This window comes from Brevibacterium linens, assembly GCF_003999335.1.
GTDB lineage: Bacteria > Actinomycetota > Actinomycetes > Actinomycetales > Brevibacteriaceae > Brevibacterium > Brevibacterium linens.
Window position 1 is genome coordinate 1,281,459 of the sequence record NZ_CP026734.1, and the last position, 21,452, is coordinate 1,302,910.

General features: G+C 65.3%; 19 protein-coding genes and 1 pseudogene. 16 read left to right on the top strand and 4 right to left on the bottom strand.

Annotation, left to right across the window (positions count from 1 at the left end; translation table 11 throughout):
* Nucleotides 1–20 precede the first annotated feature (20 nt).
* The 5 genes from glmU to pth all read left to right on the top strand — a co-directional run bounded on the left by glmU (nucleotide 21) and on the right by pth (nucleotide 5,185).
* A complete protein-coding gene (gene glmU, locus CXR29_RS05685) occupies nucleotides 21–1,478 on the top strand; it encodes a bifunctional UDP-N-acetylglucosamine diphosphorylase/glucosamine-1-phosphate N-acetyltransferase GlmU (protein ID WP_101555410.1) in 1,458 nt (485 codons plus the stop codon).
* Complete coding sequence (locus CXR29_RS05690; RefSeq protein ID WP_025777652.1) at nucleotides 1,471–2,442, top strand: ribose-phosphate diphosphokinase; 972 nt, start codon at nucleotides 1,471–1,473, stop codon at nucleotides 2,440–2,442. The genes glmU and CXR29_RS05690 overlap by 8 nt, the downstream gene beginning before the upstream one ends.
* Nucleotides 2,443–2,586: 144 nt before the next feature.
* Nucleotides 2,587–3,603 (top strand): alpha/beta hydrolase, encoded by a 1,017-nt coding sequence (locus tag CXR29_RS05695; RefSeq protein WP_127364096.1) that lies wholly within the window; start codon nucleotides 2,587–2,589, stop codon nucleotides 3,601–3,603.
* 148 nt (nucleotides 3,604–3,751) lie between these two features.
* Nucleotides 3,752–4,396, top strand: a complete 645-nt coding sequence (locus CXR29_RS05700; protein ID WP_127364097.1) for a 50S ribosomal protein L25/general stress protein Ctc — start codon at nucleotides 3,752–3,754, stop codon at nucleotides 4,394–4,396.
* A gap of 189 nt (nucleotides 4,397–4,585) precedes the next feature.
* Nucleotides 4,586–5,185, top strand: a complete 600-nt coding sequence (pth, locus tag CXR29_RS05705; protein WP_127364098.1) for an aminoacyl-tRNA hydrolase — start codon at nucleotides 4,586–4,588, stop codon at nucleotides 5,183–5,185.
* 25 nt (nucleotides 5,186–5,210) lie between these two features.
* Here the strand turns inward: pth and CXR29_RS05710 are convergent, their stop codons facing one another.
* Nucleotides 5,211–5,927 (bottom strand): rhomboid family intramembrane serine protease, encoded by a 717-nt coding sequence (locus tag CXR29_RS05710; protein ID WP_127364099.1) that lies wholly within the window; start codon nucleotides 5,925–5,927, stop codon nucleotides 5,211–5,213.
* 122 nt (nucleotides 5,928–6,049) lie between these two features.
* Nucleotides 6,050–7,522 carry an arylsulfotransferase family protein gene (locus CXR29_RS05715; protein ID WP_127364100.1) on the bottom strand — a complete coding sequence of 491 codons (1,473 nt, stop codon included), beginning with the start codon at nucleotides 7,520–7,522 and terminating at the stop codon, nucleotides 6,050–6,052.
* A gap of 103 nt (nucleotides 7,523–7,625) precedes the next feature.
* Here CXR29_RS05715 and mfd point away from each other — a divergent pair, with 103 nt between their 5' ends.
* From mfd to eno, 5 genes are all read left to right on the top strand, one after another.
* Complete coding sequence (mfd, locus tag CXR29_RS05720; protein WP_127364101.1) at nucleotides 7,626–11,225, top strand: transcription-repair coupling factor; 3,600 nt, start codon at nucleotides 7,626–7,628, stop codon at nucleotides 11,223–11,225.
* Between the two features lie 120 nt (nucleotides 11,226–11,345).
* A complete protein-coding gene (locus CXR29_RS05725) occupies nucleotides 11,346–11,540 on the top strand; it encodes a CsbD family protein (protein ID WP_101555403.1) in 195 nt (64 codons plus the stop codon).
* A 61-nt stretch (nucleotides 11,541–11,601) separates the two neighbouring features.
* Nucleotides 11,602–12,087, top strand: coding sequence for a MazG nucleotide pyrophosphohydrolase domain-containing protein (locus CXR29_RS05730; RefSeq protein WP_240812113.1), 486 nt, complete (start codon nucleotides 11,602–11,604; stop codon nucleotides 12,085–12,087).
* Nucleotides 12,084–12,926, top strand: coding sequence for a tyrosine-protein phosphatase (locus CXR29_RS05735; protein WP_127364102.1), 843 nt, complete (start codon nucleotides 12,084–12,086; stop codon nucleotides 12,924–12,926). The genes CXR29_RS05730 and CXR29_RS05735 overlap by 4 nt, the downstream gene beginning before the upstream one ends.
* A gap of 76 nt (nucleotides 12,927–13,002) precedes the next feature.
* Nucleotides 13,003–14,283, top strand: a complete 1,281-nt coding sequence (gene eno, locus CXR29_RS05740) for a phosphopyruvate hydratase (RefSeq protein WP_101555402.1) — start codon at nucleotides 13,003–13,005, stop codon at nucleotides 14,281–14,283.
* Nucleotides 14,284–14,456: 173 nt separating this feature from the next.
* On the opposite strand, the gene CXR29_RS05745 is transcribed toward eno, so the two are convergent.
* The gene (locus CXR29_RS05745; protein WP_127364103.1) at nucleotides 14,457–15,110 is read right to left on the bottom strand and encodes a hypothetical protein; all 654 of its coding nucleotides are present in this window, start codon (nucleotides 15,108–15,110) and stop codon (nucleotides 14,457–14,459) included.
* Nucleotides 15,111–15,531: 421 nt separating this feature from the next.
* Here CXR29_RS05745 and CXR29_RS05750 point away from each other — a divergent pair, with 421 nt between their 5' ends.
* The 5 genes and pseudogenes from CXR29_RS05750 to CXR29_RS05770 all read left to right on the top strand — a co-directional run bounded on the left by CXR29_RS05750 (nucleotide 15,532) and on the right by CXR29_RS05770 (nucleotide 20,215).
* Nucleotides 15,532–16,026 (top strand): FtsB family cell division protein, encoded by a 495-nt coding sequence (locus CXR29_RS05750; RefSeq protein ID WP_127364104.1) that lies wholly within the window; start codon nucleotides 15,532–15,534, stop codon nucleotides 16,024–16,026.
* On the top strand, nucleotides 16,026–16,553 hold the full coding sequence (locus CXR29_RS05755; protein ID WP_101555399.1) for a DUF501 domain-containing protein: 528 nt from the start codon (nucleotides 16,026–16,028) through the stop codon (nucleotides 16,551–16,553). The genes CXR29_RS05750 and CXR29_RS05755 overlap by 1 nt, the downstream gene beginning before the upstream one ends.
* An 8-nt stretch (nucleotides 16,554–16,561) precedes the next feature.
* Nucleotides 16,562–17,509 (top strand): Ppx/GppA phosphatase family protein, encoded by a 948-nt coding sequence (locus tag CXR29_RS05760; RefSeq protein WP_101555398.1) that lies wholly within the window; start codon nucleotides 16,562–16,564, stop codon nucleotides 17,507–17,509.
* Nucleotides 17,510–17,580: 71 nt separating this feature from the next.
* Nucleotides 17,581–18,750: pseudogene (locus CXR29_RS05765) on the top strand (S8 family peptidase).
* A 91-nt stretch (nucleotides 18,751–18,841) separates the two neighbouring features.
* Nucleotides 18,842–20,215 carry an NAD(P)/FAD-dependent oxidoreductase gene (locus CXR29_RS05770; RefSeq protein WP_101595448.1) on the top strand — a complete coding sequence of 458 codons (1,374 nt, stop codon included), beginning with the start codon at nucleotides 18,842–18,844 and terminating at the stop codon, nucleotides 20,213–20,215.
* 116 nt (nucleotides 20,216–20,331) lie between these two features.
* Here the strand turns inward: CXR29_RS05770 and CXR29_RS05775 are convergent, their stop codons facing one another.
* On the bottom strand, nucleotides 20,332–20,937 hold the full coding sequence (locus CXR29_RS05775) for an NAD(P)-dependent oxidoreductase (protein WP_127364105.1): 606 nt from the start codon (nucleotides 20,935–20,937) through the stop codon (nucleotides 20,332–20,334).
* 112 nt (nucleotides 20,938–21,049) lie between these two features.
* On the opposite strand from CXR29_RS05775, the gene CXR29_RS05780 reads away from it, so the two are divergent.
* Nucleotides 21,050–21,439 carry a winged helix-turn-helix transcriptional regulator gene (locus CXR29_RS05780; RefSeq protein ID WP_127364106.1) on the top strand — a complete coding sequence of 130 codons (390 nt, stop codon included), beginning with the start codon at nucleotides 21,050–21,052 and terminating at the stop codon, nucleotides 21,437–21,439.
* The last annotated feature ends 13 nt before the right edge of the window (nucleotides 21,440–21,452 follow it).

Genomic DNA, 21,452 nt, shown 5'->3' on the forward strand with positions numbered 1-21,452 from the left:
GACATGCGAAGGATTCAACTATGTCGCAGACTCATCCGACCGCCGTCATCGTTCTGGCAGCGGGCCAAGGCACTCGAATGAAGTCGGCTCTTCCCAAGGTGATGCATCCCATCGGCGGCCGCTCCCTGCTCCACCACTCCGTCGCCGCCGCGGCGGGAACCTCTCCCGAACACCTCATCGTCGTCGTCCGCCACGAGCGCGATCAGCTCGTCGCCCACCTCGACTCCCTTCCCGTGTCCTCCCAGCGGAGCCTGCTCATCGCCGACCAGGATGACGTCCCGGGCACCGGGCGGGCCACCGAATGCGCACTGACACAGCTGCCCGAGGACCTCAGCGGAACCGTCGTCGTCACCTACGGCGATGTGCCCCTGCTGACCACGGAGACGATCAACGGGCTCGTCGAGATCCATGAATCCGACGCCAACGCCGTGACCGTCCTGTCCGCCGAGGTGGCCGACCCGACCGGGTACGGCCGCATCGTCCGCGATGCGAACGGTGCCCTGCTGAGCATCGTCGAGCAGAAGGATGCGAGCGAGACCGAACGGGCCATCCGTGAGATCAACTCCGGAATCTACGCCTTCGACGCCTCCGCACTGCGGCAGGGCCTGGCCTCTCTGACCACCGACAACGCGCAGGGTGAGAAATACCTCACCGATGTCATCGGCTTCTCCCGTCAGGCCGGTCTGTCCGTTGCCGCCACCGCGACCGACGACCTGTGGCAGGTCGAGGGAGCGAACGACCGTGTGCAGCTGGCGAACCTCGGCAAAGAGCTCAACCGCCGGCAGTGTGAGAAGTTCATGCGTGCCGGAGTCTCCATCATCGATCCCGACACCACGTGGATCGACGTCGACGTCTCCATCGCCGCCGATGCGACGATCCTGCCGGGCACCCAGCTGCTGGGCGCCACCGACATCGGAGCCGGCGCCGTCGTCGGCCCCGACACCACGCTCAAGGACACCGAAGTGGGGGAGAACGCCAAGGTCGTGCGCGCCCACGGTGAACTCGCCGTCGTCGGCCCGGAAGCCAACGTCGGACCGTTCGCCTACCTGAGGCCGGGCACCAAACTCGGCGAGTCCGGAAAGATCGGCACCTTCGTGGAGACGAAGAACGCCGATATCGGCAAGGGTGCGAAGGTGCCCCATCTCTCCTACGTCGGCGATGCTGAGATCGGGGAGGGGTCGAACATCGGAGCGGCCTCGGTGTTCGTCAACTACGACGGCGTCAACAAGCACCGCACCGTCATCGGCAAGCATGCACGCATGGGCTCGGACAATATGTATGTCGCCCCTGTCACCGTGGGCGACGGCGCCTATTCGGGTGCAAGCACGACGGTGCGCAAGGATGTCCCTGCAGGAGCGCTGGCCATCTCGGTGGCCCCGCAGCGCAACCTGGAGGGCTGGGTCCAGACAAACCGTCCCGGCACGCCTGCAGCGCAGGCGGCCGAAAACGCATCCGAAGGGGAACGGATCAGTGAATGAGATAACGACGGCGGGCGATAAGAAGCTCGTCCTGGTCAGCGGTCGGGCGAATCCCGAACTCGCCGAACAAGTCGCGGAGAATCTGGGGACCGAACTCCTCCCCACCGACATCTACAACTTCGCGAACGGCGAGATCTACGTCCGCTACTCCGAGTCAGTGCGCGGCAGCGACGTCTTCGTCCTGCAGTCCCACTGCGCTCCCATCAACGAATGGCTGATGGAGCAGCTGATCATGGTCGACGCGCTCAAGCGTGCTTCGGCCAAGCGCATCACCGTCATCGCTCCGTTCTTCCCGTACGCCAGGCAGGACAAGAAGCACCGCGGACGCGAACCGATCTCCGCCCGTCTCGTCGCCGATCTGTACAAGACCGCCGGCGCCGACCGCATCATCACCGTCGACCTGCACACCGCGCAGATCCAGGGCTACTTCGACGGCCCCGTCGACCACCTGATCGCGATGCCGATCCTCGCCGGCTACGTCAAGGACAAGTATCCCGGCGACCTCGCCGTGGTCTCGCCCGACGCCGGCCGCATCAAGGTCGCCGAGAACTGGTCGAACTCGCTGGGCGGAGTGCCGCTGGCCTTCATCCATAAGACCCGTGACATCACCCGACCGAACGAGACCAAGGCCAACCGCGTCGTCGGTGAGGTCGAGGGGCGCACCTGCGTGCTCGTCGACGACATGATCGACACCGGCGGCACCATCGTCCAGGCAGCCGATGCCTGCATGGCCGCCGGCGCCAAGGGCGTCATCGTCGTGTCCACCCACGCCGTGTTCTCCGGCCCGGCCGTCGAGCGTCTGTCGAACTCCGTGGCCGAAGAGGTCATCGTCACGAACACTCTGCCGCTGAGTGAGGACAAGATCTTCGACAAGCTCACCGTGCTCTCCATCGCTCCGCTCATCGCCCGTGCCGTGCACGAGGTCTTCGAAGACGGATCGGTCACGAGCCTCTTCGAAGTCTGATCCCGAGGGCTGAGGCCCCGTGATCCGCGCAATCGCGCCGGATCTGATGCGAACCCCGAGTCGATGCGACTCGGGGTTCGCATCGTCTGGACTGCCGTGAGGTCCTACACTGGAGACAACGCCTAAGCGAAGGGATCAGTGACGATGTCCTCACACGATTACAACCGGTACCGCGTGGACGTCCCCGGCGGACAGCTGTCCGTGGGAGTGTGGGAGCCGGTGGCGAGCGGTCCCGGCCGTGTCCCCACCGTGTGCGTCATCCACGGCATCACCTCCAATCATCTCTTCTTCGCGGGCCTCGTCTCCTCCCTGCCCGGCATCCGCATCATCGGCCCCGACCTGCGCGGCCGAGCCGACTCCCGCACCCTGCCCGGCCCGTTCGGGATGGCCGCGCACGCGCAGGATGTCATCGCCGCCGTCGATGCCTTCGCTCCGGAGGGCCCGGTCACCCTGGTCGGGCATTCCATGGGCGGGTTCGTCGCGATGACCCTGGCCGGAACGGCGGGTGCGCAGAACCTCGAGACCGGCGCCGAGGCGGCTCGCCGCTTCCGTGGTCCCGTCCTCATCGACGGGGGCCTTCCCCTGCCGGTGGGGCAGTCCCATGGCGACGGACCGGTCGATGACCTCAACGACGAGGACCTCGACACCGATGACCTCATCGCCGCCGTCCTCGGCCCGGCCGCCGAGCGGCTGTCGATGAGCTTCGGCAGTGTGGAGGAGTACTTGGCGTTCTTCGCCGCTCATCCCGCGTTCGTCGACGGTCTCGACACCGTGGCGACCGAGAGCTTCGTCTACGATCTGGCGGCCAAAGACGATCACTCGTTCCAGCCGTCGACCTCGGTGGAGGCGATGCAGGCCGATTCGGCCGATATGTACACCGGCTCCGCCTACCGGGAAGCCCTGGATGCGGTCATGGGCAGTGATGACTCCCAGGCCGAGGTGGTCTTCCTCTTCGCCGAACGCGACCTCGTCGCCGCCGAACCGGGGCTGTACCCGCCGGAGACGATCGACGACTTCGCTCGTCGGTGGCCGCGGATGGACATCGTCGACGTGCAGGGGACGAACCACTACGACATCCTTCTCACCGAATCCGGAATCGACGCGTGTGCTGCGGCCGTGACCTCTCGGATTGGTGCCGAGACAGACGGTGCCGTAGAATAGCCGGGTTGCCTCGGCGAGGGAGACTGATGTCTCCGTGATCGACGCGGTCCTGTCCCACGAAGCGAGCCCACGGGGTTCGAGATTCGCGTGGGTGCTCAGGCTGTTTCGCCGTGGTGCTCGAAGGTAAGTTCACCACGAAGGGAAGAAAATGGCTGACTTCAAACTTCTGGCCGAAGCTCGCAACGAGTTCGGCAAGGGCGCAGCGCGCCGCATCCGCCGCGCGGGACGCATCCCCGCGGTCATCTACGGTCACGGCGGAGATCCCGTGCACGTGTCGCTCGAGGGCCACGCCACCATGCTGGCTCTCAAGCACGCCAACGCTCTGCTCGAGATCGAAAGCACCGACGGATCGAAGAACGTCCTCGCCATTGCGCGTGACGTGCAGATCGAACCCGTCCGTCGCGATATCGAACACCTCGACCTCATCATCGTCAAGCGCGGCGAGAAGATCGAGGTCGACGTGCCGATCCACGTCGTCGGAGAAGCCGCTCCCGGCACCATGGTCTCGCAGGAAGAGTCGACCATCGCCGTCAAGGCCGATGCGACCAAGCTGCCCGAGATCATCGAGGTCTCCATCGAAGGCCGTCCCGCCGGCGAGCACCTCCTGGCCGGTCAGGTCGAGTTGCCTGCAGGCGTCGAGCTCGTCGCCGACGAAGAGCAGCTCATCGTCAACGTCTCCGAAGAGATCGAGATGGACACCGAGTCCGATGCCGAGGAAGAGTCTGCTGAAGAGTCGACCGAGGACGAGGCTGCTGAGGAGTCCGGTGCAGAAGAGGCCTCCGAAGAGGAGTGATCTTCTCTCCTCGCTGCACCCAAAGGTGCCGTGAGGAGCACTGACTGACTACGCGGTTCGGTGGGTCGCCCGGTGGGCGGCCCACCGAATATGTGTGTCAGGAGAGACCCCGGCAGCTGACTCGCCCGGCAGCGAGCAGCAGCATCACTCCCCGGTCATCGGGCACGGACACGACGGACAAGGACGGCAATGTCGAACGACGCATGGTTGGTCTTCGGACTGGGCAATCCCGGACCCAAGTACGAATCGACCCGGCACAACATCGGACAGATGGTCATCGCCGAACTCGCCTCCCGCATCGGAACTTCACTGACACGGACGAAGCTGCGCGCGAACGTCGGCACCGGGCGGCTGCCCGGCGGCAGCGTGCCCGGACTGCCCGGTCCGCGGGTGGTGCTGGCCACCTCGACGGGATACATGAACGAATCCGGCGGACCGGTGCGCGCGCTGGCTGACTTCTACGGAATCGGCACCGATCGAATCATCGCCGTCCACGACGATGTGGACATCCCCTTCGACGCCATCAGAGCCAAGCTCGGCGGGGGAGAGGGCGGACACAACGGTCTGCGTTCGATGACCTCGGTATTGGGGACGAAGGACTATCTGCGGGTGCGAGCAGGAGTCGGACGTCCGCGGGGGCGCCAGGACACCGCCGATCATGTGCTGCGCCCGTTCTCGAAGGACGAACGCACGATGCTGCCGATGTTCGTCTCCGACCTCGCCGACGCCGTCGAAGAGCTCATCGTCAACGGACTCACCGATATGCAGCAGAAGTTCCACTCCCGCTGATCGGGGTGCGGGCGCTGCCCGGGATTCAGGCCGGCTTCTGCGTCTCCGGGCGGCGGTGCAGCCACCACGCGGCGAAGATGCCGCCGGCGAATCCGAACAGGTGGCCCTGCCACGAGATGTCGTTGGTCTGCGGCAGCATGCCGAAGATCATCGATGCCCCGTAGGTGACGAAGATGAACAGGCCGATCGCGAAGTAGATGATCTTGCGCAGAAGGTCATCGGTGAACCACGTGCGCAGGGCGAGGTAACCGAAGAATCCGAAGACGATGCCCGACGCTCCGACGATGTGCTGGCCGGGCAGAGTCGTCAGCCACGCGCCGAGCCCGGAGCTGAGCGCCGTCATGCCCGTGACCGTCCAGAAGCGCCGCCTGCCCTCGAACGCGATGACGATGCCGAGGACGAAGAACGGGAAGGTATTGGCCAGAAGATGGCCGAAGCCCGAGTGCAGCAGCGGCGAGGTGACCAAGCCGTAGAGCGAGAGCGGATTCCATGACTGCAGGCTGAAAGCGTCGAGGTCGAGAGGCAGGATCGCGTCGACGATCTCGACGACCCACATCACCGCCAGGACGATCAGCACCGGAGCGAACCGAGAGAGCAGATGCGGCCGGTCGACTGTGGTGTTCAGGTGCGCGACCGGGAGATTCGCGGAACGACCGGTGCGGGGATCGCCGGAGTCGGTGGAGTCAGAGCCGAAGAGGAGGCGGGATTCCTCGGCGGAGAAACGAGGGGAGTGGTCGGTCATGGTCCAATTGTGGGCGATGAAGATTGGAGAACCCCGAACATCCGGGCCGCCCGGTCAATCGTGATCGTACCGTTAGGCACGTTATCGTCTCGAAATATTCACGGCCCGGCAAGCCCCTGGAGCTATCTGTTCCGGGACTCCGCTCTGGTCGACCCGAGGGACTTGCCGTCGGCGTCGAGAGCTTCGACGATGATCGTCGAACCGTTCGGGGTGATGTCCGCCGCCGTCTCGAAGCCGGTGCGTTCGACCTCGGTGTTCTCGACCAGGTGCTCCTCGTCGTCTCCGCTGAGCACTCTCCACGAAGCCACCTCGGTGGCTCCGTTCCAGCTCATGTGCACGCGGGTGATGTCGGCCTGCGGCTGCGACTTCGTCGCGGTCGGGGGAACGGTCGGCTGGGCATGCCAGTCGAACCGGTAGGCCCGGTAGTTCGATCCGCCGGTGAAGGTCAGATCGGCGAGCAGCTTGCCGTCCTTGGAGAATTCGGAGACGTAGGGTTCCGAACCCCAGCCGAGGACGACGTTGCCGTTGGGCAGCTCTTGGAAGTTGCCCTGACTGCCCGACGAACGGTCGTCGGGGGCGGGATACTCCGTGACCACCTCGGCGCGTTTCTTCTTCTCGTCGACGTCGAGGCGCAGACCGCGGGTGTCGCCGAGCCGAGGCGCGGCATGGTTGTCGAACAGGGTCAGCGTTCCATCGGACCGGCGCTGGGCATCGTGCTGCCAGGCGAACTGTGCGCCGTCGCCCATCTCGAAGTCCGAGGCCTTGCCGCCCAGGACCCAGTTGAGGTCGGCGCTCGTCCGGTCGAGCTGGTAGACCGCATGAGTGTTGCGTGCCGAGACGAGCAGGGACTTGCCGTCGTCGTCCTCGGACACGGAGTTGAGGTGGATGTAGTCGAAGGGGTCGTCCTTCGTGCCCTCACCGTCCTTGAGCTCCGCCTCGGACTGGTCGACGGGGACGGCATCGAGGGAGTGCCACTCGAACAGCGGATCACCGGTTGCGATGTCGACCTCCTGGACGATTCCCTCCCAGGCCCAACCGTCCTCGTCTCCGCCGACGGAGCGCAGATCCGTCTGCGTCTTGACATAGGAGATGAGGAACATGGTGTCATCGGCGGTGATGGTCGTCTCGTACAGGTCGGAGGTGTCCTTGGGGAGCTCTCCGCCCATGCCGACACGGGCGATCTCCCGATACGAGGTGTCGACGATGACGACCTCACCGGCGGTGTGCGGCGTCTCGGCCAGCCCCTCCCGCCAGGTGAGCACCGGCTGCCCCTGATATTCCTGGACGCGCAGATCCCACAGTGCCTCGGCCTCGTTCCGGATCCACACCGGGTCACCGGCGGAGTCGAGGATGAGGCCGCCCACCCAGGACTTGTCGTCGGTCTGCGTCTGTCCCTTCGGAGCGAGGAACGTCTCCAGCTCTCCGTTGTCGTCGGGGAAGGACCCGGAATCGATGTCGACCTTCGGCGGGGCGAGTTCGGGGCGGGAGCGGAAGTCCCAGCGTTCGGCGACGGCGATGTCGTCATCGGCATCGGCCGTGCACCCTGTGAGCAGGAGAGCCGCTGCGGCCAATCCTGAAAGGACTGTTCTCTTCATGAGCGAATGCTCATCCTCACACGTTTTCGGCTCCCGCGCCCCTCCACCGTTTCGATTCGTGTGCCGAATGGGTCGTGTCAGCTGCGTGGCCTAGACTGTTCGGGTGCTCAACGGACTTGATCTCACCCGCCGGAATCCCACCATCACCGAACTCGTCGCGGCCTTCAACGACGCGAACACCGCCGGTGGAACGATCGATGCGATCAAGGGACTGTGGCCGTCGATCCTGCGCCGCACCGTCACCCCCGACGGGGCCTCTGCGCCGCAGCTCATCGTCACGGCCACGACGCGTGAGGCCGAAGACCTCGCCCAGGCGCTGGCCGACTGGGTGCCATCGGCGTCGATCGCGATCTTCCCCAGCTGGGAGACCCTGCCGCACGAGAAGCTGTCGCCGCGTTCGGACACCGTCGGTCAGCGTCTCGAGGTGCTGCGCCGCCTGGCCCATCCCACTCCCGGTCGAGAGCTGACTTTCATCATCGCGCCCGTGCGCGCCTTCCTCCAGCCCCTGGCCAAGGGGCTCGGCGACATCGAACCGGTCGAGCTCGCCGTCGGCGACGAATGTGAGATCGATGCCCTGGCCGAACGGCTCACCGAACTCGCGTACTCCCGCGTCGACATGGTCTCCAGACGCGGCGAATTCGCGGTCCGCGGCGGAATCGTCGATATCTTCCCGGCCACCTCGGAGCGGGCGCTGCGTGTGGAGTTCTTCGGCGACGAGGTCGACGAGATCCGCGAATTCTCCGTCAGCGACCAGCGCTCCATCCCCACCGAAGACGGTGACGCACCCGTGGACCTGTCGGCACCGCCGTGCCGGGAGCTGCTCCTGACCGATTCGGTGCGGAAGAGGGCCGCAGAACTCGCCGAGGAGGTCCCCAGCGCCGCCGATATGCTCGACAAGATCGCCGGCGGAGTCGCCGTCGAAGGCATGGAGTCGCTCACCGCCGTCCTCGCCGACGGGATGGAGCCGCTCATCGCTCTGCTGCCGCCCACGTCGAAGATCATCATCACCGAACCAGAACGCGTCGACACCCGCGCCGCGGATCTCGTGGAGACGACGAACGAATTCCTCGAAGCCGCCTGGACCGGAGCCGCCGGTGGGGGTCAGACCCCGATCGACCTGTCGGCCGCCAGCTTCCGCACCGTGGCCGAGATGGCCGACGGCGCTCGCCTCATCGGCCTGGCCTGGTGGGAGATCGGCGGATTCGCCGCCGACGAGGAGCTCGCCGGCCCCGAAGAGAACATCTTCTCCGTTCCCGCGCGCATCCCGAAGGGCTATGCCGGCGACGTCGAAGCGATCCTCGCCGACGTCAAGGGACTCATCCACGACCGGTGGCGCATCCTAGTGCTCACCGAGGGCCAGGGGCCCGGCCGACGCATGGTCGAGGTGTTCTCCGAAGCCGGAGTGCCCGCCGCCTTCGTCGATGACCCCACCGATCTGCCCGAAGCCCTGGTGACCGTGACGACGGCCGCCTCCTTCGGCGGATTCGTCTTCGACGATCTCAAGCTCGCAGTGCTCACCGAAGCCGATGTGCTCGGTCGGGCGGCGGCTACCTCGACGCGGGACATGCGCAAGCTGCCCACCCGCCGTCGGCGCAACCAGGTCGACCCGCTCAACCTGGCACCCGGCGACTACGTCGTCCACGACCAGCACGGTGTCGGGCGATTCGCCGAAATGACGCAGCGGACCGCGGGCAAGGGTGCGAACAAGCACACCCGCGAATACCTCATCATCGAATACGCACCCGCCAAACGCGGACAGCCCGGCGACCGCCTCTATGTCCCCAGCGATGCGCTCGACCAGGTCACCCGTTATGTCGGCGGGGAGAGCCCGAATCTCAACAAGATGGGCGGCGCCGACTGGCAGACGACGAAGGCGAAGGCCCGCAAGGCAGTCAAGGAGATCGCCGGAGAACTCATCCGCCTGTATTCCGCCCGTCAGGCCACCGTCGGCCACGCGTTCGGGCCGGACACCCCCTGGCAGCGCGAACTCGAGGACGCCTTCCACTATGTGGAGACCGCCGACCAGCTGACCACCATCGACGAGGTCAAGTCGGACATGGAGAAGACCGTGCCGATGGATCGTCTGATATGCGGCGATGTCGGCTACGGGAAGACGGAGATCGCGGTCCGTGCTGCGTTCAAGGCGATCCAGGAGGGCAAACAGGTCGCCGTGCTCGTGCCGACGACGCTGCTCGTCCAACAGCACTATGAGACCTTCGCCGAACGTTACTCGGGATTCCCCGTCACCATCGGCGCTCTTTCCCGGTTCCAGACCAAACAGGAATCCGAGAAGGTCAAGGAGGATCTGGCCGACGGCAGACTCGACCTCGTCATCGGCACCCACCGGCTGCTCAGCGGCGAAGTGCGATTCAAGGAACTCGGACTCGTCATCATCGACGAGGAGCAGCGCTTCGGCGTCGAACACAAGGAGACGCTCAAGGCGCTGCGGACGAACGTCGACGTCCTCGCCATGTCGGCGACCCCGATCCCGCGCACCCTGGAGATGGCCGTGACCGGCATCCGCGAGATGTCGACCCTGGCCACACCGCCGGAAGAACGGCACCCGGTGCTGACCTATGTGGGCAAACGCGAGGACAAGCAGATCAAGGCAGCGATCCGCCGCGAGCTCATGCGCGAGGGACAGGTCTTCTACATCCACAACAGGGTCCGCGATATCGAAGCCGTTGCCGGTCACATCGCCGAGATGGTGCCCGAGGCGCGGATCGCCATCGCCCACGGCAAGATGAACGAGACACGACTCGAACAGGTCATCGTCGACTTCTGGGAGAAGAAGTACGACGTGCTCGTGTGCACGACGATCGTCGAAACAGGAATCGACATCGCGAATGCGAACACGCTCATCATCGACAATGCCGACCGCTACGGGCTCTCCCAACTGCATCAGCTGCGCGGACGTGTGGGCCGTGGACGCGAACGTGCCTACGCCTACTTCCTCTACCCGCCGGACACGCAGCTGACCGAGACCGCACACGACCGTCTGACGACCCTGGCCGCGCACACTGAACTGGGGGCCGGGATGCAGGTGGCGATGAAGGACCTCGAGATCCGCGGAGCCGGCAACCTGCTCGGCGGTCAGCAGTCGGGCCATATCGAAGGTGTGGGCTTCGACCTCTACGTTCGCCTCGTCGGCGAGGCCGTGGCGAAGTTCCGCGGTGAGGAGACCGAGCCCGAGGCCGACATGCGCATCGAACTGCCCGTCGACGCCCACCTGCCGGCCGACTACGTCGATCACGAACGACTGCGACTCGAGGCCTATCGGAAGCTTGCTGCGGCGACCGACGAAACGCAGCTGCAAGAGGTGCTCGACGAACTCACCGACCGCTACGGCCCCTATCCGGAACCCGTCGGCGTCCTCGCCGATGTGGCCAGGCTGCGCATCCGCGCCCGAGCCTCCGGGGTCAACGACATCGTCATGCAGGGCAACTTCATCCGCTTCGGACCCGTCGAACTCTCCGACTCCCAAGTGGTCCGGCTCAAACGCCTGTATCCGAAGTCGCTGCTCAAACCGGCGCTGCGCTCGGTCCTCGTGCCCAAGCCGATGGCCGGCAGCGGATTCGACTCCAAGGAGATGACCGATTCGGACGTTCTGCGGTGGGCTCACCAGTTCCTCGACGCGATCCTGCCGGTCATCGAGTCCGAAACCGCGGAGGTCAAGGAAGCCGGTGCTGCGAAGAACGGTTGAGAACTCGCCGACTGTTCATCGTCGACCGGCCCGCGTGTCAGTGCAGTGGCGTAGAGTGCGAAGCGCGGAGGCTTGCAGCAGCAAGTGCATCTCACACAGCTGTCTACTAAGGAGTATCCCATGGGTGTTGGCGACAAGTTCGAGAACAGGGCCGAAGACCTCGGTGGTCGCGCCAAGGAGGCCGTCGGCGACGTGACCGGTGACGACGAGCTCAAGGCCGACGGTGCCACCGATCAGCTCAAGGCCAAAGCCAAGGACGTCGGCGAGTCCGTCAAGGACCTCGGCGCATCGGTCAAGGACAAATTCTCGAAGTGACCGGCGAACCGGCCCTCACCGCTTGTGGTGAGGGCCTTTCGTGGCGGCAGGAGGATCTTTCGTGGGTGAACGTGACGAGCAGGGAACGGACCGGATCGGACCGAGTCAGGCCGAACCGCGGCTGCAACCGGTGATCGACGCGATGGCGACTCTGCGGCGACGCTGCCCCTGGTCGAGCCGGCAGGATCACCAGAGCCTGGAGAAGTACGCTCGGGAGGAGACCGACGAACTCATCGATGCTCTCGAGGATTTCACGACCGCACCCACGCCTGAGAACCGGGCGGCCGTCATCGAAGAGCTCGGCGATGTGTTCTACCAGGTGCTCTTCCACTCCGCCCTGCTCGATGAGAGCAGCGGGCAGGTATACGGGCACAGCCTCGGTGCCATCATCGATGGCCTCGAGGCCAAACTCATCCGTCGTCATCCCCTGGCGTTCACCGGTGATTCCGGGGACGAGATGGCATCGTTGGATGACGTCGAACGCGAATACCGTCGGATCAAAGCAGAGGAGAAGGCCGCGGTGCGGGACGAGGACAGAACCCCATGAGTCTGGAGAGACTCGAGATCGAAGGCACCTTCAATTTCCGTGACCTCGGAGCACCCGTCACCGAGGCGGGGGAGCATCGAGTGCGATCCGGGAAGGTGTTCCGGGCTGACGGTCTGGCGCAGCTGAGCGATCGGGCGCGCGCCGACATCGGCGGACTCGGCATCGGCACCGTCATCGATCTGCGCGATATCGGCGAGCGGGCGAAGCTGCCCGATGCGCTCGGTGACCTCGACGTCCGCCATATCGAGCTGCCTGTCTTCGATGACCATTTCTTCCCCAGCCGACCGCTGAGCAGGGAAGAGATGAAAGCCGCCGCCGAGGCGACCGGAATTGATCTGCGCGACCGGAGCCTCGGCCGCATCTACGAACTCATGATCGCCCACTTCGGCCACCGGCTGGCCGCCGCCGTCGATCTGATCGCCGAACACTGCACCGAAGGCGTGGTCTTCCACTGCTCTGCCGGGAAGGATCGCACCGGTGTGATCGGAGCGTTCCTGCTCGAGCTCCTCGGCGTGGGACGCGAGGAGCTCGTCGCCGAATACGCCATCACCTCCACCCACCTGTCCGGGGGATTCCTGGAAGCGATCACCCGGAACTTCTCCGATGCAGGCATCTCCGGCAACCTCGCCCAGACCGCCACCGCCGCACCAGCCGAACTCATGCACGAGGTCCTCGATCGGATCGCGGCCGGGCACGGGGCCGCCTCGGCGACGAACGGGGGAGCGCCTGGAGGAGTCGAAGCCTACCTGCTCGCCCACGGGATGGACCCGGCGACGCCGGGTCGGCTGCGGCACTGCCTGCTCGAGTCCGAGCCCAACCGGGGCTCGGACAGAGGGTGAGCCTGGCCGCGCGGTGCATTAAGCTGTCCTGCAGGCACATGTTCCCCATGTGAAACCGAACGCTAAGGAGTACTCAGTGGCCGAGATCGTTGCCGCAAACGCCCGTGAAATCCTGGATTCCCGGGGAAATCCCACCGTCGAGGTGGAAGTGCTGTTGGCCGATGAGTCCGTCGGTCGCGCCGGAGTCCCCTCCGGTGCCTCCACCGGTGAGTTCGAAGCCGTGGAGCTGCGCGACGGTGATCCGGAGCGCTACCTGGGCAAGGGCGTCACCCAGGCCGTCGACGCCGTCGTCGACGAAATCCACGAAGTCGTCGTCGGGCTCGAAAGCGACGATCAGCGTCTCGTCGACCAGGCGCTCATCGAACTCGACGGCACCGACAATAAGTCCCGCATCGGCGCGAACGCGATGCTCGGAACCTCTCTGGCCGTGGCTCGCGCGGCAGCGGTCTCGGCCGATCTGCCCCTCTACCGCTACCTGGGCGGACCGAACGCACACGTCATGCCCGTGCCGATGATGAACATCCTCAACGGCGGATCCCATGCCGACTCGAACGTCGACATCCAGGAATTCATGATCGCCCCGATCGGCGCCGCCAGCTTCCATGAAGCGCTGCAGTGGAGCGTCGAGGTCTACCACGCGCTCAAGGGCGTGCTCAAGGAGCGCGGACTCTCGACCGGGCTCGGCGACGAGGGCGGATTCGCTCCGAACCTCGACTCCAACGCTGCGGCACTCGACCTCATCATCGAGGCCATCGACATCGCCGGGCACCGTCCCGGACGCGATATCGCCGTTGCCCTCGACGTGGCGTCCTCGGAGTTCTACTCCGACGGAGCCTACGAGTTCGAAGGCGGCAAGAAGACCGCCGAGGAGATGGCCGCCTACTACGAAGAGCTGCTGGCGAAGTACCCGCTCGTGTCGATCGAGGACCCCCTCGATGAGAACGACTGGGACGGCTGGGCGACCCTGACCGAGACGATCGGGTCGAAGGTCCAGCTCGTCGGCGACGACCTGTTCGTGACCAACCCCGAGCGTCTGCAGCGCGGGATCGACAACGCCACGGCGAACTCGCTGCTGGTCAAGGTCAACCAGATCGGCACCCTGACAGAGACCCTCGACGCTGTGTCGCTGGCACAGACGAACGGCTACACCACGATGATCTCGCACCGCTCCGGCGAAACCGAGGACACGACGATCGCCGACCTGGCCGTGGCGACCAACGCCGGTCAGATCAAGGCCGGTGCCCCGGCCCGGTCCGAACGCGTCGCGAAGTACAACCAGCTGCTGCGCATCGAAGAGCAGCTCGGCGATGCCGCACGCTACGCCGGCCGCAGCGCCTTCCCGCGCTTCGAAGCCTGAGGTCAGCAGGGTCCTGAACTCCCCGAGGCGGGGCCGGACGATCACAACGATCGCCCGGCCCCGCCTCGTCGTCTGCCGCTCCGGCGTCCCCACCTCATGGTCTCCCATCCCTGCCGCGACGATTCCCTGCTGCCGGTAGTCGGTTTTCGTGCCACCATCTGTCACCAGTCGTCTCATGCCTGCCCATCGGCGACATTCCGCTTCGAGCTCTTGTCGGGGAACACCTGAGCCGAGATACAGCTAGCCGATGCCCTCGATCTCGATGACGAGTCGCGCCCGGCGGCGACCGCCTCGGCGGGGGATTCGCGACGGGAATCAGCCAGGTCGATGGCCAACCGCACTGTGGAGCCGTTGCGCTTCTCCAGAGATTGGGCGAGGGTCGTGAGGATCTTCTCTCTGGTCGTCAGCTCTCGGTGCAGCGCATCATCGATCATGGGCACGGAGACGTCGAGGTTGCAGCTGCGGGCAACGTCGATGAGTGTGGGTTCGAGCGTGGTGAGCTCGGCACCCCCGATCCTGGCGCGATGAGCCTGTGGAATCTGATTGCCGCGGACATGGATGCTCTTGAAGCGACGGTTGACGCCGGGACGGACGACCTCGATCTGGTGTGTGACGGGGGAGGGGACAGGCAGGCCGTGGATGAGAGCCGCCGAGATGTGCGAGTCGATCTCCTCCGGCGGGTCGGGTTTCGAACCGTCCGTTCTCTGATCGGCCCGTTGGCTGAAGTGCCCAGACAAAGAAGCGTTGAGTTCGTTGACCTCGTCGCGGATGTCCGCGTGGTTGAATCCGAGTCGGACGATTTCCTCGGTGCTCAGAAGTTTGTACATGTCACTGAAGTGCACCTAATGACATCAAAAGACAATAGATCGCCCTCGCGCTGTGGGTAGCCTTGTGGATAGTTGAGGTTTGCGCGGAGCGATCGGCAGGCATCGGAGGTCTGAGGGAAAGAGATTGCGGGCATGCATCACCGTTGGCCGCATAACCCACTGCAGGAACGAGGGGGTTTGCCGTGAACGGTGAGGGGTGCGTTGCCAGGTGCAGGAGAAGCGGCCGCCGGGAGGGAGTGGCGGTGAAGGTGAGGGGAGGCTCCGGATGCTGAGGGTCAGCGAGCACGCTGCAACGTGATGGAAGATACGTGAGAACCGAACACGCCACGGGCCCGAAATCCTCGCGCAGAGAATGCGGACACGGCACACTTGGAGATGTTGCGACACTCTTCCCCGATCCCCAGTCGCAGAGGAAAGAAACATGGTCCCGAGCAAGCCCAGACGAAGTGCCCCGAAATCGGCTCCTGGCAAAGCCGCCCCTCGTCGATGCCCGAAACCGGTCATCGAAGCCGATGCCGGCATGGACGCCGAGGCGCGGAGCCGCCGCATATCGCTGCGCACGGGCATCTTCCTCCTCGTCATCGCCGCCGTCCTCCTCGCCTTCCTCTCGCCCCTGAACGCCGCCCTCAAGCAGGCCCAGCAGATCGCCGCCCTCAACGAGGAGATCGAGACGACGAAGGCCGAGGTCAAGAGCCTCGAGGAGAAGAACGAGAACCTCAGGGACCCCGATTACATCAAGCGCAAGGCCCGTGAAGACCAGTACTACGTGGAGAAGAGCAAGAACGCGGTCATCGTCACGAACCAAGAAGCTGTGGACGACGAAACCGAGTCCGCACGGCCGGTTCGCAAGCAGGCCTGGTACCTTGAGTTGCTGGAGTCCATTCAGGAGACCGGAAACACCGTGGAGAAGAGCTGATGATCACAGAGTGCACCGAGGCGGATTTCGCAGTCCTCGAAGACCAACTCGGACGCATTCCCCGAGGCGTCGTCGGCATCGCCGCTCGAAGCACCGCCGGTGAACCCCTCGTCGTCGCCACGGCCCCCCGCCTCGAAGACGGCACTCCGTTCCCGACGACCTTCTACCTCACCCATCCCGCCTATGTGTCCGAATGCTCACGGCTGGAAGCATCGGGAATCATGGCCGAGTGGACCGCCGAGATCGGCGATGACGAGGACCTTGCCGCCGCCTATGCCGCCGCGCACCGTGCCTACCTCGACGTGCGCTCAGAGATCGGGTCCGCAGCGGGCCTGGCGGAAGTCGAGGAGATCAAGGACTACTCCGCCGGCGGAATGCCGAACCGGGTGAAATGCCTCCACGCCCTCGTCGGGCATTCGCTGTCCGCCGGGCTCGGTGTCAACCCGATCGGTGATCGCGCGCTGTCGTTCATGAGCGATGTGCCGCCGCTGGCCGAGGCCGCTGCCACCCCGGAACCGACCGACTAGGACCTGCCATGCGTGTTGCCGCCTTCGACTGCGGGACGAACTCCCTGCGTCTGCTCATCGCCGATGTCGCCGCCGACGGCACCCTCACGGACCTGCGCCGTGAAACCCGGATAGTCCGCCTCGGCCAAGGCGTCGACGCCACCGGCGAGTTCGCTGCCGAGGCGCTCGAGCGCACCTTCTCCGTGGCGAAGGAATTCGCCGAGGTGGCCGCCGACTACCAGCCGGAGAAGCTGAGATTCGTCGCGACCTCGGCCAGCCGCGACGTGAAGAACCGGGATGAGTTCTTCGCCGGGATCTTCTCGATCCTCGGCGTCGTCCCCGACGTCATCGCCGGTGAGGAAGAGGCCCGACTGTCCTTCCTCGGCGCCACTGCCGGGCTCACGGATGCTGATGGACCGTATGTCGTCATGGACCTCGGCGGCGGATCGACCGAACTCGTCCTCGGCCACGATGATGTCCGAGCGGCAGTGAGCATGGACATCGGGTCGGTGCGTCTGACCGAGCGCCATATGCCCGTCGAGACACCCGACGACGCTCAGATTCAGGCGGCACTTGCCGATATCGACGGCCAGCTCGACCAGGCGGCCCGTATCGTCGACTTCTCCGCACCGCGGACCTTCATCGGTGTCGCCGGCACCGTCACCACCATCACCGCAGGTATTCTCGGGCTCGAGAGCTACCAGCGAGAGCGTATCCACGGAGCGCATATCAGCGTCGCGGACGTGGCAGACGAATCCCGCAGTCTCCTGTCCATGGACCGCCAGGCTCGCACGGATCTGCCGTACATGCACCCCGGACGCGTCGATGTCATCGGCGCCGGATCGCTGATCTTCGCCCGGACCGTCGACCGCTTCGACCAGGCAGTGACGGCCGCCGGGGGATCGCTGGACATTCGGGTCTCCGAAACCGACATCCTCGACGGGACCGCGCTCGATCTTGCGCTGACGAGCTCGTGAGAGGCGCCGCCCGACTCCTCGCCGTCATGACCGTCGTCCTCGGACTCGTCGTCGGCACCACCCAGCCGGTCATGGCCGCGCCGAAGGCCGGGCCCGGACAGTGGTTCATCAAGGACTACGGGATCGACACGGTATGGAAGAAGTCCACGGGCAAGGGCGTCAAGGTCGCAGTCATCGACTCCGGCGTCAACACCGACCACGAAGACCTCAAAGACGTGGTGACGAAGTCGAAGGACTTCAGCGGCTTGGGCAAGGACGGAAAGACCCCGATCGGCGGGAAGACCACGATCCACCACGGCACCGCCGTGGCCGGAGTCATCGCCGGCCGAGGAGTCGGTGCCGGACCGACCGGCGTCGCCCCGGACGCAGAGATCCTGTCGGCGTCGATGTGGCTGGGCCCCGACCGCCCGAAGGAGTCCGGATCGACTCGAGAACAGGCCGATCAGGCCATCCGGTGGGCCGTCGACTCCGGTGCGAAGGTCATCAACATGTCCTTGGGATGGGACGATCCGGGCTGGCCCTAGAGCTGGGACGAATCCTTCGCCTACGCCTATGAGAAGGACGTGCTCGTCGTCGCCTGCGTCGGCAACGCCTCACAGGGAGCGACCCAGGCGTGGTCGCCGTCGACGGTCCCCGGCGTCATCGGGGTGGGCGGACTCGACCAGAACGGAAAGGTCCTTCACGACTCCACCGCCCCCGGCACGGCTGTCGACCTCATGGGCCCGGCCGAGGACATTCCCATCCCGTACTACAGCGGCGGCTACGCCGAAGGTCAGGGATGCTCCTTCGCCGCTCCTATCGTCGCCGGTGTGGCAGCGCTCATCCGCTCCGAGAACCCGGAACTCAGCGCCGATGAGGTCCGGGCGAAGCTGCAGTCGAGCGCCGAACCGGTCGACGGTCACAAGGGCGTGAGCAAGAAGGGCAAGCCCGACCCGATCGTCGGCTGGGGCCGCGTCGATCCGCAGGGGGCGGTCAAAGCGAAAGTGCCCAAGAACGTGTCCTCCGCCGAGGAGGAGCTGGCGGATTGGGTGAAGATGCATCGTCGCGGGGATGCGAAGGCCGAAGAGACCGAAACCGCCGCTCCGGATGAGTCCGAGAGCCCGAAGGCACTCGCGCCGACAGACATCGTCGCCACACAGTCGACACCGACTCTCGGCTTCGCCGTTCTCGGTGCCGGTGCCCTGATCGCCCTGGTTCTCATGATCGTCTCGGTCGTCTCCTTCGCCCGCCGTCGACGCTGAAACCGGGAGACGAAACTGCTCTGATCTGGGGCGTTCGAGTCCGTGAGACAAACAATTAGTGAAAGTTTTCACAAGGGTCTAGCATGGGATTATGGCACTCATCAGAAACTCAAAACTGCGTCCACGAATCCTCGTTGTCGGCGGCGGCTCTGTCGGCCTGCTCGCCGCTCAGAATCTGCTGAAGAACCTCGGTCGGGGCGAAGCCACCGTCACTGTGGTCGATCCCAACCCGTACATGACCTACCTGCCGTTCCTCCCCGAGGTGGCAGCAGGGTCGATCGAGCCCCGTCACGCTGTGGTGCCGCTGCGCCGCAACCTGCCGGGTGCCGAGGTCATCACCGCGAAGGTCACCTCGATCAACCACGCGGAGAAGTTCGCCACCATCGAACCCGAGAACGATGAAGCGTTCGAACTCGACTACGACCACATCATCCTCGCCTCCGGTTCGGTTGCCCGTGCGCTGCCGATCCCGGGCCTGAAGGAGAACGCGATCGCGCTCAAGCGCATCGAGGAAGCCGTCGCCCTGCGCGACCACCTGCTGTCCCGCCTGGCCGACGCCGCTCTGATGGAAGATGACGAAGAGCGTCGCAAGGCTCTGACCTTCGTCTTCGTCGGTGGCGGATTCGCCGGCATCGAGCTGCTGACCGAACTCGAGGACATGGTCCGTTCGGCCATCGCCCAGTACGAGACGCTGACCGAAGCCGATGTCCGCTTCGTCCTCGTCGAGGCCCTCGGCCGCGTCATGCCCGAGGTCGGCGAAGCTCAGGCCCGTTGGGTCGTCGAGCACATGCGCGAACGCGGAATCGACGTCTACCTCGAGACCTTCCTTCAGGACTGCACCGACAAGCACGTCAAGCTCTCGAACGGCGAAGAGTTCGACGCTGACACGATCGTCTGGTCCGCCGGTGTCAAGGCCAACCCGATGCTCATCGACTCCGACCTGCCGATCAACGAACGCGGCAACGTCACCGTGCGCGCCGACCTGCGGGTCGAGGGCGATGACGGCGTCGTCGAGGGCGCTTGGGCCGCCGGCGACAACGCTGCTGTTCCCGACCTGTCCGGCGGCGGAGTGGCAGGCTTCTGCGTGCCCAACGCTCAGCACGCCGTGCGTCAGGCCCCCGTGCTGGCTGCCAATGTGCTCGCCGCACTGCGCGGAGAGACCGAGTTCAAGCAGTACTTCCACAAGACCATCGGTACGGTCGCCGGTCTGGGCGTGTACAAGGGTGTGTCGCAGATGGGCGATTTCGAAGCCCGCGGAATTCTCGCCTGGCTCATGCATCGGGCGTACCACGGCTACGCCATCCCGACCATGGATCGCAAGGTCAAGGTTTTCGGCAACTGGTTCCTCAACGCCGTCCTCGGCCGCGACGTCATGCCGCTGGCAGACCTCGATGTTCCGCGCAAGAACTTCGTCGAGGCCGCCAACTCGAAGCCGGCTCCGAAGAAAGAGCCTGCCAAGGCCTGATTCGAGGCAGCCGGTGCCATCCGGCGATACGCCCTGATGAGACGACTGACGCCGGGGATGCAATCGCATCCCCGGCGTCAGTCATATCTGCAGACGCTGCAGTGAGTGAGCCCTGCTCAGTTCGCCACGGTGAAGCGGGCGTCGATGTGCGCAGGCTCGGCGATCTCATCGACCATGGCCACAGCGAAGTCCTCGGCCGAGATCGAGTCGCCCGCTGGCACCTCGAGCTCGACGTTGTAGGAACCGGTGCGCTCACCCGGAGCGATCTCCGGGGCGGGGGAGATGAGCGTCCACGGCGAGGGGTTCGCCGCACGCAGCAGTTCGAGTGCCTTGGTGCCGGTCTCTGCCTCAGCCTTGTACGCGGGAGGGAAACCCTCGGTGTCCTTGAGCATCGTGTCCCCGGCGAACAGGGAACCGGCACCGCCGACGACGAACAGTCGGGTCTCACCGCTGGCCTTCGCCACGGTCGACAGAGCGTCGAGCCATTCCTGGTGGTTCCCGCCCGTGCGGCTGGGTCCGGTGGTGGAGACGAGGACATCGTGGTCGGCGGCCATGCGTGCTCCGAGCTCCGCATCCGCCATATCACCGGCGATCGAGCGCGTCGCGCCGTTCACCTCGGTGCCGGAGCGAGTGATGGCGGTGACCTCGATCCCGCGGGAGGCCGCCTCGGCGACGACGCGCGAGCCGATCATTCCCGATGCTCCAAAGGTTGCGATCTTCATAAGAGTCCCTTCGTTCGACGTGCAGCGCAGGCGCGATGCACGGTGGAAGTCAAAGTCTGACCTTCCTAAGGTATCTTTGGGATATCGAGTACCTCAAGGATACTATTGAACCATGAGTGTGAGAGTTCGATGGGAAGGCGATGCCTTCGACCCCGAATGCCCGACCCGAGTGGTGCTCGATCGGGTCGGGGACAAGTGGACGGTGCTCATCGTCGACATCCTCGACGCCGGTCCGAAGCGCTTCAACGAGATCCGTCTGGCCATCGGCGGAATCACTCCGAAGGTGCTGACCTCGACCCTGCGGTCGCTTGTCGCCGACGGCCTCATCCAGCGCGAGGTATTCGCCGAGGTGCCGCCGCGGGTGGAGTATTCGCTCACCGACCTCGGTCGGTCACTGCAGGAACCCGTGGCCGCACTCCGGACGTGGGCAGAAGCCAACGTCGCGGAGATCGTCGAGAACCGGGACCGTCACGACGAAGCACACGTGTCCGCGGGCATGTGAACGTTCCCCAAGC